This is a genomic window from Clostridium sp. Marseille-P3244 (assembly GCF_900120155.1).
Lineage (GTDB): Bacteria > Bacillota > Clostridia > Lachnospirales > Lachnospiraceae > Mediterraneibacter.
This window is the reverse complement of the sequence record NZ_LT635549.1, coordinates 1,743,823-1,757,070: the sequence shown is the minus strand read 5'-3', so window position 1 is coordinate 1,757,070 and position 13,248 is coordinate 1,743,823. Positions and strand designations below refer to the sequence as shown.

Below are 13,248 nucleotides of genomic sequence, written 5' to 3'. Positions count from 1 at the left end.
ATATAGCCTGGCTTTGAATGAAATTTGTCAGATTATGACAGATAAAAAGAAATATATTTCGACATCTCCGCAAAAAGGGGACAGGCACTTTTTAAAAAGTGCCTGTCCCCTTTTTGCATCATTTTCAGAATATTCAATTAATTATTTTTTGAAGAAATCTGGTATCTTAATGGACTGTTCTTTTACATTGCTGGACGGTGTCCTTGGCTGCAGTGTGGGCATTGTGCCCCCCTGTGTTCTTGACCCGCTCTTATTCTCGCTGTCCAAGCGGCTTCTCACCGGAGAATCTCCTGAGGGAAGAATGGAGCCGATCTTCTGCTGACCTTCCAGTCTTGCCTTTAACTTGGACGCGCTTCCGCCCACATTATGTAAGCCTGTCGCAATGACAGTGATGGTACACTCATCAGACCTGGAATCATCGTACATCGCACCGAAGATGATGCTTGCGCCTTCTCCGGCCAGTTCCTGTACATAGTCGGCCGCATCTGACGCGTCCATAAGGGTAATATCGCCGGATACATTGACAATGACATTGGACGCTCCCTGGATCGTTGTCTCCAGAAGAGGACTTGCAACTGCTTCCTTAACTGCCTCAAGAGCTTTGTCGTCTCCACGTCCGGAACCGATACCGATATGCGCGATACCCTTGTCCTTCATAACGGTCTGGATATCCGCAAAATCAAGGTTGATCAGAGATGGAACATTGATCAGATCGGTAATGCCCTGGATACCCTGCTGAAGCACTTCATCCGCCTTTTTGAGAGCTTCCGGCATCGTGGTACGCCTGTCCACTACTTCCAGCAGCTTATCATTGGGGATGACAATGATCGTGTCAACATTCTCTTTTAATTTATCAATTCCGGTAAGCGCATTCTGCATCCTGGTCTTTGACTCGAAACGGAAAGGCTTTGTCACAACACCGACTGTAAGAGCGCCCTGCTCTTTCGCGATCCGCGCGATCACCGGAGCTGCTCCTGTACCTGTACCGCCGCCCATGCCGCAGGTCACGAACACCATGTCCGCACCTTTAAGCGCAGCTGATATCTCTTCTGAGCTTTCCTCTGCAGCCTTCTCTCCTACTTCCGGCTGCGCTCCCGCGCCAAGCCCTTTTGTAAGCTTCTCGCCAATCTGCATCAATGTAGGCGCCTTGCAGAGCTGCAGCGCCTGCTTGTCTGTATTTACTGCGATAAATTCCACGCCTGCGATCTGTTCGTCGATCATGCGGTTCACTGCGTTATTTCCGCCTCCGCCAACTCCGACAACAATAATTCTTGCAGCCGCTTCCGATTCGTTGGTTTTAATTTCTAACAAGAGTATTTCCTCCTTTGTCATCTTATTAATTTCTTATACATCCCTTAATATTGAACGCTATAATCCAATAAGTATATAATATAGTCTTTTTAGCAAATAATCAATAGATTTTTTCTTATTTTTCTGATTTTTTATACAGTTTACACGGATGGCACAAACCTGACAGATCCGGAATCCGAGTCATAATTTTCCAGATGGAGAGTCCCTGCCGTCTCTGGATACAGCTCTGCAAGTTTTTCCAGGATCGGCTCTACCTGCTCAAGTTTTTGTTCGTAATTTCCGCTTCCAAGAAGAACTTCCACAATCCCGAAATAAATCTGGATCTCTCCGTCTGTACAGGAGATTCTATCCGGTGAAAGACTGTATTTTTTTAAATTTTTAGACACTTCAACTATTTTTCCGAAAATACTGTCATCCTCAACGGGCATGGCACTCCCCATTTCAACCTTCGCAGGATCAAAGGCAAGACCCTCAATATAGGGAACCCCCTCGATTACTTTTTTTGTCCTCAGCACCGCTGTTCCTTCTCTGTCAAAATAGAGATATGCTCCATTGTAATCCACATATCCCGCCATATCTTTTTCTTCTACCTGCACATGGACAGTCCAGGGATTTTTCAGCGATATGTCCATACGTTCCACCCCTGACGGCAGATCAGCGTCTGTCAGATTATACTTGACCAGGATATATAATGTATTGACGGACAGCCTGTCATTCTGGATCCATGAGGTGATCGTATTTTCTCCATAATAAGAGTTTCCCTCCACCTCTATCGTCCGGGTCCGGAACACCAGGATAACTGCCGCTGCCAGCACAATCACGGATGCGATGACCGAAACGACCACCGGCCATATCTTTCTCTTTCTGTGTTTTTTCTTCATTGGAATCTCCATTTTCTTATTCTTAGATCATGACCGACTTCCTGTGCATCCCTATTCTATCAGACTTGACACGCTGAGCACAAGTCCCATCTCCATCAGAAGAAACATCACCGAGGTTCCCCCGTAACTGATAAAAGGCAGTGTGATGCCTGTATTGGGGATGGTATTTGTGACCACCGCGATGTTCAGGATCACCTGGATCATCATATGAGCCATGGCCCCTGAGGCAATCAGCGCTCCCAGAAGATCCACTGCCTTTGTGGCAATAACAAAAAATCTCCAGATAAGGATAAGGAATAATAAGATAATGATCCCTGCCCCTATCAGCCCAAGCTCTTCACAGATGATGGAAAAGATCATATCATTCTGAGCTTCCGGCAGAAACCCCAGCTTCTGAACACTGTTTCCCAGGCCCCGGCCAAAAAGCCCTCCACTCCCGATGGCATACAGTCCCTGAAGAGTCTGATATCCCTTCTCATATTTCTCCGGATGCTGCCAGATAGCAATGCGTTCCAGACGGTAACTTTCCATTGCCAGGAATATGGCCATAAATCCGACTCCTGCCGCCCCCATCCAGATAAACTGAGAATATTTGGGACTGGCCACAAAAATGAGCACCACCGCGATACCCAGGATGATGATCGCGGTACTTAAGTTACTGGCTCCCACGAGTCCCACGATAGGAAGCACCGGAAGCATCATAAGTACCATTGTCTTAAACTTCCCCATCCTGCGGGAGTACCTGCTCACAAGGCAGGCAAGGAACAGGATAACAGCTACTTTCGCGAACTCTGAGGGCTGAAAAGAAAGCGGGCCCAAAGAAAGCCATCTTTTGGACCCGTTATACTCATCGCCGAAGAGAAGGACAGCCACCGAAAGCGCGATCGCGGCCAGATATCCCGGGATCGCGAAAGGAACCCATCTGTGGTAATCAATACGCGCGATGATCACCATGCCCAGCAGTCCCAGCAATGTGGCAAATCCCTGCTTTTTCAGATAATAGAAAGGATCATGGAATTTCACGCTTCCATTGTAGGCGCTGGTGCTGTAGAGCAGTACCAGACCGATCCCCACAAGGACCAGCACCACTGCTGCCAATGTCTCGTCATACCGTCTCTTCTTTTCAGAACGCTCCAATCAAATCCACTCCCTACAGTCGGTCTACCAGCTCTTTGAATTTATCTCCGCGTTCTTCATAATTTTTAAACATTCCCCAGCTGGCACATGCAGGTGAAAGAAGTACCGCATCTCCGGGCTGAGCGTATTTCACACATTTCTCAAAGGCCTCCTCAAAAGAGTCTGCCATGTCGATCTCCGTAAATCCCAAACGCCTTGCAGTCGCTGCGATCTTTTCTTTCGTAGCGCCCAGGAGCACCAGTTTTTTCACTTTTCCGTCAAAGGACCGGATCCATTCCTCATAGGAAGAATCCTTATCATAACCTCCGCCGATCAGAACAGTCGGACGGTTCATCGCCTGGATTCCCCGGATCGCCGCGTCGGGATTTGTCCCTTTAGAGTCATTGTAGTAAGCGACACCGTTTTTCTCGGCCACAAATTCGATCCTGTGCTCTACCCCTGAGAACTCCAGAAGCGTCTGCCGGATCATATCCACGGGAACGCCGTACGCGCGTGCCATTGCCACGGCTGCCATCGCATTTTCATAGTTGTGTGTCCCCAGTATCTGGAGTTCTCCGACACTGCAGATCTCGGTTCGCTCGCCCAGGTCACAGACGATCCGCCCCTCATCCAGATACACACCTCTTTTAAGTTTACGCCTGCTGCTGAAATATAGAACCCGGGCATTTGTCTTTTGTCCGAATTCCCGGAGTACATCATCTTCATAATTGAGTACACATACATCCTCCGGCGTCTGATTCTCGGCGATCCGCTCTTTTGCAGCGATATATGCCTCCATCGTGTGATGTCTGTTCAGATGGTCAGGGGTGATATTCAGGATCGCGCTGACCTTTGGCCGGAATGTGTGTACCGTCTCCAGCTGAAAACTGCTCATCTCCGCGACAATCACAGAATCCTCCCGGGTTTCGAGAGACACGCTGGTATATGGGTTCCCAATATTGCCGACGACAAAAACACTGTCTCTGTATCTTTCCATGATCTGGCCTAACAGAGCCGTTGTAGTCGTTTTCCCGTTTGTGCCTGTAATGGCAAGGACATCTCCCTTTCCGCAGACATAGGCAAGTTCGATCTCTCCCCAAACCGGGATGTGTCGTTTCTTCATCTCTTCCACAACCGGGAGATCTGTAGGAACACCCGGGCTCATCACGGTCAGATCCAGATGGTCCGGAAGCTGTTCCGGAAATTCCCCGAGCACGATCTGAAGCCGCCGGCTCCAATCTGCCATATTGCTTTCCAAATGGTCAGCTGTGCCTGCGATTTTCTTTTCTATCTCCCGGGGATCCAATTTTTCATTGCCGTCATAAAGAATGACCTCTGCTCCTGACTGCAGGAGCAGACGTGCCGCTGACTCGCCGCTGATCCCTGAACCAAACACAAGAATTTTTTTCCCTTTCATTTCATCCATTGTACTATACCCCCATCAGCGCGATCAGGCAGAGGAGTGCCGTTATGATTGAAAACACCGCCACAACTCTCGTTTCTGACCATCCGCACAGCTCAAAATGATGATGGATAGGCGCCATCTTGAAAATACGTTTTCCGCCTGTCTTCTTAAAATAAGCAACCTGGATAATCACCGAAGCCACTTCCACCAGATAGATAAAACCAACAATAATAATAAACAGCGGCATCTGCATCATATACGCCGTACCTGCCACAAAACCTCCAAGTGCCAGAGATCCGGTGTCTCCCATAAACACACTGGCCGGATACACATTAAAAAGAAGAAAGCCCAGAAGAGCTCCGACCACCGCGCATGTAATCGGTTCAATCCCGCTCTTTGTACCGATAGCTACGACTGTAAAAAAGGTCGCCACCAGAACCGTCACACTGGAGGCAAGTCCGTCCAGGCCGTCCGTAAAATTTGTCCCGTTAACTGTCCCGATTACCGCCACGAACAGGACCGGCACGGCCACCCATCCCAGATCCAGATAATACCCGCCGGAAAAAGGTACCAGCATGGTCAGCGGTATATCAGCCACCTTTACCAGATAAAAGGCAAAAATAGCAGTAACTACAATCTGAAGTGCCATCTTCTGCATGGGCATCAGGCCGTCGGAGCGCTTCAGCACGACCTTCAGATAGTCATCCAGAAAACCGATCAGGCCAAAGGCAGTCGTCAGGAACAGAATCGGAATAATCCTGGGATAATCCGCCACGTAAAACAAAGAGGTAACAATGACTGCTATGAGAATAATGATCCCGCCCATTGTCGGTGTTCCCGCTTTCTTTAAATGGGACTGCACCCCATCTGTACGCTCCGTCTGCCTCATTTTCAGTTTCCGCAAAAAAGGAATGACCACCGGTCCCAGTACAAGGCTTACAGCAAACGCTATCAACACCGGAATCACTACATTATTACTCATAAATCCACCTCTTCATCTCTTTCGTCACATAAGGCAGAGCCCCGACTGGAGAACCCCTTTTCCTGACTCTTCTTTCTGAACATCTTATTAAGTATAAACCATCCCCTAGCTTTTTTCAATCCCAAGATAGGGCAGCACATTGTCATAAATATCTCTGAGCACCGGTGCCGCTATGGTACCTCCATAGTATACTCCCTGGGGATCATAGATAATGACCATGCCCACGACCTGAGGATCATCCGCCGGAGCAAATCCAAGGAAAGAAGAAATATATTTGTTGGCGCTTCTGGGAAGGGTCTGAGATGTGGCGGTCTTGCCTCCAATGGAATAGCCTTCCAGATAGGCATTGGATCCGGATCCCTCCGATACAACGCTTTCCAGCAGCGCCCTCATAGTCTCAGATGTCTTTTCGGAGACTATGTCTCCTTTTGTCCTGTATTCAAATTCTTCGATCACGTTTCCTTCTTTGTCCAGAACCGCCATTCCCAGATGGGGTGTCACTCGATTTCCGCCGTTTATGATAGAGCTTACCGTCACTGCCATCTGAATCGGCGTTACCTGGAAAGACTGGCCGAATGTCATGGTGGCCAGTTCCACTGTCCCGATATCTTCTTTCTTGTGCATGATCGTCCCTGCCTCACCAGGCAGATCGATATTGGTCAGACTGAACAGCCCGAATTTCTCAAAATAGTCATAAAACCGTTCCGCTCCCAGTCTTAGTCCGATATCCATGAATACCGGGTTACAGGAATTCTGGATGCCCTCCACAAAGGTCTCCTGCCCGTGACCGCCCACTTTATGGCACCGGATCCTTCTGTCCTCCACAATTCTGTAGCCCGGGCAGTAAAAAGTATCGTCCAGTGACACTACTCCCTCCTCCAGACAGGCGGAAGAGGTAATGATCTTAAAGATGGACCCGGGCTCATAAGTGTCATTGATACAGCGGTTCCTCCACATCTGGTTTAACTGATCCTGCAGTTCTTCATCGGAAAGCGTGGACGAATCCACTCCTGTGTTCAATTCATAAGGCTCATTCAGATTAAATTCCGGGACATTGACCATAGCATAAATCTCCCCGTTCTGAGGATTCATCAGCAGGATCCCCACCCCTTCCGCCTGCTTTTCTTCCAGGACCTTCTGCGCTGCCTGCTGGCAGTAAGCCTGTATGTTATAATCCAGGCTGACGCGGAGTGTCTCTCCCGCCACAGGTTCGATCCGGTCCTCCGCCACGCCTTCCAGTTCCACTCCCCGGGCATCCGTCACTGTCAGAATGGTTCCGTTGATCCCTTTTAAATATTCTTCATATTTCACTTCCAGTCCAATGATCCCCTGATTGTCGCCGCCGGTAAACCCCAGCACTCGAGAGGCCAGTTCATCATAGGGATAATATCTTTTGAAATCTTCATCCACCTTAACCCCTGCAAGATCATATTCCCGGATCCTGTCACCGGTTTCCTTGTCCACATTCGTCTTGATCTTCTCCATGGATGAGACCTTTTCTACCTTTTTTCTCACTTCAGTTTCTTCAAGTTCCAGCTCTTTGCAGAGCACCTGTATCACTCTCTCCGGTTCTTCCACCTGGCTGTGGATGACCGAGATCGTACAGACTGTCCGGTTTGTTGCCAGAACGACTCCGTTCCGGTCCACAATCTCTCCTCTGGCCGCCTTGATTTCCCGTTCCCTCTCGTGGAGATCCTCCGCCAGTTCCTGATAATAATCTGCGTCAAATACCATCAGATAGATCAGCCGTCCGATCAGCCCCATAAGAATGGCGGCAGCACAAAAAAATACAACCAGTATCTTCTTCTTATTATATGTTTTGTTTTTCACAGAAAAATAACCCCGCAGAAGGATGTTATTACAGCTTATTCATCTTCTGCAGAGTTATTCATATTCGTACTATTCTGGAGTATCCCCGGTGGATGCCCAGTCATCCAGATCAGGATCATAGCTTTCATCAATGTAGGAGCCGTCCGGATTGTCGTAAGTATCCTCATATTCGGTATCATAGTCGGTATATGGGGTATCTCCGAAATTCTGTCCCTCGGTTGTCACGCTCTCCCCGCTCTCGGCGATGGTAGTGATGCCCAGATAAGGGAATGCCTCTTCCATGATCTTTTTGCTCAGGTTCAGTACAAGAGAGCTGTTTCCCACAGAATCATTATTCGCCTCATCGATCACCACATAGATCAGCACTTCCGGGTTTTCCTGGGGAGCGTATCCGATATAAGAAAGAAGATATTTGTTGTTGCCCCGTGGAAGTTTCTCGGCCGTTCCGGTCTTCGCGCCAATGTCATACCCCTCTACCTGGGCGCCCTGACCGGTGCCATAATCCATTACAGCCTTCAGATACTGTTTTATCATATCAGATGTCTCTGTCGAGATAGTCTTTCTCAGGAGCACCGGGTCTTTTGTCTCGATCACGCTGCCGTTTTCGTCCTGGATCTGTTTCACCACATGAGGTTCATAATAATAGCCTCCATTGATCAGAGAACAGAACGCTGCCGCCATCTGAGTCATGGTGACATTGAAGTTCTGACCGAAGGAGTTACTGGCAAGATCCACTTCCGTCATATTATCCGCAGTGTAGAGGAGTCCTGCCGTTGATGCCTCTCCGGGAAGATCAATGCCTGTATATTCCCCAAATCCGAAAATGTGCTGATACCGGGTAAAATTTTCTACTCCTATTACAGACGCCATATCCATCAACGCCACGTTGCAGGAATTGGCCACCGCGTCCTGCACGGTCTCTGTCCCGTGTCCTGCTCTGTAATGACAGCCGATCTCCCAGTCCATAACCGTCTTGGAACCGCCGCAGTAATATGTCTCATTTCCTGTGAGCGTCCCTGTCTCAAGGCCGGCTGCCACAGTAAACGGCTTTGCTACCGATCCCGGTTCAAAGGCGTCGCTGACACAGAAGTTTCGCCACAGATCGTTCATGGCCTCCACCTGCTCGTCTTCTGTCATGGCATTCCACTGTTCCTCTGTATACAGCAGGGAAAGGTTACGGGGATCATTCAGGTCAAAATTCGGGTAGGACGCCTCCGCAAGGATTTCTCCGGTATTTGGGTTCATAATGATGACCGCCGTGTTCTTGCTCCCCAGGCTGCCATCCCCCGCGTTTTCCTGATTAAATTCCAGGATACATCTCTCGACGATATTCTGAAGGGTCACGTCAATAGTAGAGACCACTGTATTTCCGTTCTTCGCCGGTTTCACCGTTCGTTCCACCGAAGACTCTGAGTCAAAATAGCCGTACTCTCTTCCGTCGGTACCGTTCAGCACATCATTATAGGCATTCTCGATCCCGATGGCGCCCTGATTTCCCTCGTAGGTAAAACCGATCACATCACTGGCCATGCTCCCGTAGGGGTAAGTTCTTGTATAGTCTTCTTCTAGCCAGATCCCGCGGACATTGGGATAGTTCTCATCATCTTCATCAATCTCATTGAACTTCTGCGCTGTCTCATAATCGATCCCCTGGGCCAGGATCTGGTACTGGCTGTCCGGCTCGGTCTCTACCAGCTCATCCACCACACTCTCCTCAATCCCAAAACAATCTTTGAGCACTTCTTTTGTAGGCTCGATATACTCATCCTTATCTGTCATTACAGCCACATCCAGGATCACATTGTACACCCGTTCGCTGGTCGCTATCCTGGTCCCGTTCCGGTCAACGATATCGCCTCTCTTAAACGCAATAACACGGCTGTCATAATTCTGCTGATCCAGCACTACTTTTGTATATCTGCTTCCCTTTGTTACATTAATATATGTAATCCTTCCTATAAGAACAACAAAAGCCAGTATGACTGCCATAAATAGCATTACCAGCTTTCGTTGCATCCTGATGGGAAATTTCCTTGTCAGAAATTCAAATCTGTTCCTTTTTCTTCCTGCCATATTCCAAACTATCCTTATTCTGATATACTGCTCGATTTTGCAAGAACTCCGCTCTCAGGAATGTCATTATACTGTTTGACATATTCACCGGCCGGACTGTCATACTCCACCACTGTCCCCTCCGATGCGTATACCATTCCCATTTCATTCATCGCCTTCTGTCTCACGGTTTCAAGATTGACAGAATCCGCGGCCGCGTTATAGGCGGTATCGTTTGCTTCTGTCAGATCTGCCAGCTGCTCCTGCATTGCTGTCACATGTTCAGAGCGGCTCCTCACATCCGCCTGAAGATTCAGGTACAGTACGCAGATCAGCACCGCGCAGACTGCCGCCACAGCAAGAAATACAGCATAGGCCGGGCTGATGCTCATGGCACGGTTTCTGTTCTTCACGACCTGCCTGCTTGCCCGCTTCGGTTCTTCCTGCTGTGGTCTCGGCATTCTCTCAGGAACGGGTTCCGTCTGACGCACCGCATTTCCATATACATAGAACTGTCTCGGGCCTGTACCCCTAAGGCCCGTCTGTCTGTAACCATATGTACTATACTTTGCCGCCATAACATATACCCCTTTCCTGATTTGTTCCCGCGGGCTCTCCCCTTCCCGCCGGTTTTCTATTTGATATACTCCCTGTTTTCTTCCTACGCCCGTTCAAATATCCGCAGCTTCGCGCTTTTTGAACGGCTGTTCTTTTCCATCTCTTCCTCAGACGGAAGAATGGGTTTTCTTGTGACTACTTTCCCTTTTGATGTCTTTCCACAGACACAGACCGGGAAATCACTGGGACAAATACACGGGTCTTCATTTTTTCGGAAAGCGCTCTTTACGATCCTGTCTTCCAGAGAATGGAATGTAATGATACAGATCCGTCCCCCCGGTCTGAGCATATCGATCATGCCGTCCAGAGAGTCCCTCAGCACTTCCAGCTCATGGTTCAACTCGATCCGAATCGCCTGAAAGGTCCGTTTTGACGGATGTCCGGACGTCTTCTGGATCTTCATCGGAATCGCGTGCCGTATGATCTCGCTTAATTGTCCCGTCGTCTCAATCGGCGCTTTCTCCCGCTCCGCCACGATATGTTTCGCGATGTTTTTCGCGAACCTGTCTTCCCCGTAGTCGCGGATCACGCGGTAAAGTTCCGCCTCGCTGTAACCGTTGACGATATCTCTTGCTGTCATCTTCTGCCTCTGGTCCATCCTCATGTCCAGAGGAGCATCCACCCGGTATGAGAATCCTCTCTCTGCTGTATCCAGCTGATAAGAAGATACTCCCAGATCAAGAATGATGCCGTCCACACTGTCAACGCCTATCCTTTGGAGCTGCGGCTTCATATCACGATAATTGCTCCGTATTATCGTGACCTTCTCCCCGAAGCCTTCTAGGCGCTTACCTGCTGCCTCAACAGCGTCTGCGTCCTGGTCTATTCCTATTAATCTCCCCTTGTCACTGAGCCGTCTGCACACTTCATACGCATGTCCGCCGCCTCCCAGCGTGGCGTCCACATAAATGCCGTCCGGCCTGACATGAAGCCCGTCCACTGTCTCCCCCAGAAGGACGGATGTATGCTCGAATGCCATGGTCTCCTCCTTGTCAGATCCTGATTCCTATGGATTCCATACGCTCTGCGATCGCATCCAGGTCTTCTTCGCTCACCTGACTGCGCTCCTCCCAGAGAGCCTTGTCCCAGATCTCGACACGGTCCTGGACTCCCACCAGGACAACATCTTTCTCCAGCCCGGCCGCTTTCCTGAGAGACGGAGGTACGAGTACTCGTCCCTGCCTGTCAAAACTGCCCTCAGAAGCGCTGCCAAAGAAATAACGTTTAAAGATTCTGGCATCCTTGTTCATACGTGGTAAGGTTTCAAGCTCGGCGACGAATTTATTCCATTCATCCTGAGAGTACACAAAGAGGCATCCCTCCAGCCCGTTACATATCACGAAGCTGTCGCCCAGGTCTTCCCTGAGCTTCGCCGGGATGATGAGTCTTCCCTTTTCATCAATGCTATGGTTAAACTCTCCTAATAACATCCGGAATCCTTCCTCTTAATGTGGGATCCCACATGGCTCCCCACTTAGCACCACTATCCACCACTCTTTACCACTTGACACCATTCTAAACCACCAGAACCCCTTTTTCAACCCCTTTTTTTGATTTTTTTCTGTCCCTTCCTGTGCCTGAAACTGCCGGATAGTCCTGTATTTCAGGGCAAAAAAAGAACATGTAGAGGATGGATCTGACCCATCACTCTACATGTTGTGTTTTCAGCCTTATTTATGACCTTTCAGGCTCTTTTACTAAATTATCAATATTATCGGATTTCTTCCAGAATTTACTCCTCTGTGTCCGCCTGCGCTGTAAGACCGTTCAGATAATCCGTCACCGCGTCATAATTCACCTCAGCGACTACTCTTTCTTTTCCCGACTCATACATGTCATAGGCAGAATATCCCAGCCATCCCACAAGCGCCAGCGCCACAAGTGTGAGAACACCTTTTCGCACAAGATTCATCATCCTCTGCTTCCGCATGATCTGCTTTCTGTTGGCTTTTTCCTTTTTATAACGGTCTACCTTTTCCTGGCTCATATCTCTATGCCCCTTTCCTCTATGGCGTATCTACGATACTGACAGTTTACCACAATCCCGGTCAGAGCACAACAATAATTCCTCCGTCATTGGCGTACATTGTACTGATTCCGGCTGTATCCACGATAAAGCTGTCCTGAACAGAGATCCTGTCCAAGAGCATTCTTTCTACTTCTTTTGCCCGTTCGGGACAGTTACAGTGGGCAATGGCAAGTACTTTCTTCTCCGTTTTCTTCCCATCCCGCACGATGTAGTCTGCCATTTTTGCCGTGGCCCGGCGGATCCCCCTGGCCTGCCCCAGCTGACAGATGGTCCCCTCCGGCGTGGATCCCATAACAGGTTTGATATTAAGGGCACTTGCCACAAAAGATTTGATCCCCGTCAGACGCCCGTTCTTCCGGAGCGTATCCAGATTCTCCAGAACAAAATATGTGTTCTGACCACTGATATAGTCCTCCACAGTCCGGACCACCTTATCAAAATCCATCCCCTGATCTTCACACTCTTTAATCTTCATGGCGATCAGAGTCTCGCCTACCGATGCCGACCGGGAGTTAAATACATAAATCCTCTTGTCTCCGGCACTGTCCACCGCTTTGTTTTTTTTCTCTTCACTCCAGAGCCTGCTCCCCAGATGCGCGCTGTTATAAGAACCGCTCAGCTCAGAAGAAAGAGTCACCACATAGACCCTCTGCTCACTGCCCTCATAAAGCTTCATGTATTCTTCCGGAGACGGGCAGGATGACTTCGGACATTCAGGGCTGGCCGCCACACGGCGGAGGAATTCCGCCTGATCGAATGTCTCGTCATCCAGAATCGTATCTCCATCCACCTGCATACTGAGCGCGGCACTTTTATACACACCGCTCTCCTTCATCCTGCGTGTCAGTTCACCACAGCTGTCCACGATAATTTTATAATCCATGATGATTCCTCCCGGACTGCAAAGTATATTTCACAATTCTATTATATGTAGTTTTAAATACCAGATTAAAATATACCACACATTTCCAAAGAAGGAAAGACTTTTCACAATAATTTCTTAAATATCTTCCCTGCTCTCCGA

12 protein-coding genes are annotated in these 13,248 nt (G+C 48.9%); all 12 read right to left on the bottom strand.

Annotated elements, in window-relative coordinates:
* Positions 1–141 precede the first annotated feature (141 nt).
* Positions 142–1,311: a cell division protein FtsZ gene (gene ftsZ, locus BQ7367_RS10200; protein WP_072525337.1), complete on the bottom strand. Its 1,170-nt coding sequence runs from the start codon at positions 1,309–1,311 to the stop codon at positions 142–144.
* A 140-nt stretch (positions 1,312–1,451) separates the two neighbouring features.
* On the bottom strand, positions 1,452–2,192 hold the full coding sequence (locus tag BQ7367_RS10195; protein WP_072525336.1) for a cell division protein FtsQ/DivIB: 741 nt from the start codon (positions 2,190–2,192) through the stop codon (positions 1,452–1,454).
* Between the two features lie 51 nt (positions 2,193–2,243).
* Entirely contained in the window at positions 2,244–3,329 is a 1,086-nt protein-coding gene (locus BQ7367_RS10190) for an FtsW/RodA/SpoVE family cell cycle protein (RefSeq protein ID WP_072525335.1), read from the bottom strand.
* A 13-nt stretch (positions 3,330–3,342) separates the two neighbouring features.
* Positions 3,343–4,734, bottom strand: coding sequence for a UDP-N-acetylmuramoyl-L-alanine--D-glutamate ligase (gene murD, locus BQ7367_RS10185; protein WP_072525334.1), 1,392 nt, complete (start codon positions 4,732–4,734; stop codon positions 3,343–3,345).
* 4 nt (positions 4,735–4,738) lie between these two features.
* Entirely contained in the window at positions 4,739–5,695 is a 957-nt protein-coding gene (mraY, locus tag BQ7367_RS10180) for a phospho-N-acetylmuramoyl-pentapeptide-transferase (protein WP_072525333.1), read from the bottom strand.
* Positions 5,696–5,800: 105 nt separating this feature from the next.
* Entirely contained in the window at positions 5,801–7,429 is a 1,629-nt protein-coding gene (locus BQ7367_RS10175; RefSeq protein WP_442855402.1) for a peptidoglycan D,D-transpeptidase FtsI family protein, read from the bottom strand.
* Positions 7,430–7,594: 165 nt separating this feature from the next.
* A complete protein-coding gene (locus BQ7367_RS10170) occupies positions 7,595–9,598 on the bottom strand; it encodes a peptidoglycan D,D-transpeptidase FtsI family protein (protein WP_072525331.1) in 2,004 nt (667 codons plus the stop codon).
* A gap of 14 nt (positions 9,599–9,612) precedes the next feature.
* On the bottom strand, positions 9,613–10,155 hold the full coding sequence (locus BQ7367_RS10165; protein WP_072525330.1) for a hypothetical protein: 543 nt from the start codon (positions 10,153–10,155) through the stop codon (positions 9,613–9,615).
* An 83-nt stretch (positions 10,156–10,238) separates the two neighbouring features.
* Positions 10,239–11,174, bottom strand: a complete 936-nt coding sequence (gene rsmH, locus BQ7367_RS10160) for a 16S rRNA (cytosine(1402)-N(4))-methyltransferase RsmH (protein WP_072525329.1) — start codon at positions 11,172–11,174, stop codon at positions 10,239–10,241.
* 13 nt (positions 11,175–11,187) lie between these two features.
* Positions 11,188–11,625, bottom strand: a complete 438-nt coding sequence (gene mraZ, locus BQ7367_RS10155; RefSeq protein ID WP_072525328.1) for a division/cell wall cluster transcriptional repressor MraZ — start codon at positions 11,623–11,625, stop codon at positions 11,188–11,190.
* A gap of 302 nt (positions 11,626–11,927) precedes the next feature.
* Positions 11,928–12,182 carry a hypothetical protein gene (locus tag BQ7367_RS10150; protein WP_072525327.1) on the bottom strand — a complete coding sequence of 85 codons (255 nt, stop codon included), beginning with the start codon at positions 12,180–12,182 and terminating at the stop codon, positions 11,928–11,930.
* 61 nt (positions 12,183–12,243) lie between these two features.
* Positions 12,244–13,107, bottom strand: coding sequence for a DegV family protein (locus BQ7367_RS10145; RefSeq protein ID WP_072525326.1), 864 nt, complete (start codon positions 13,105–13,107; stop codon positions 12,244–12,246).
* Positions 13,108–13,248: the final 141 nt, after the last annotated feature.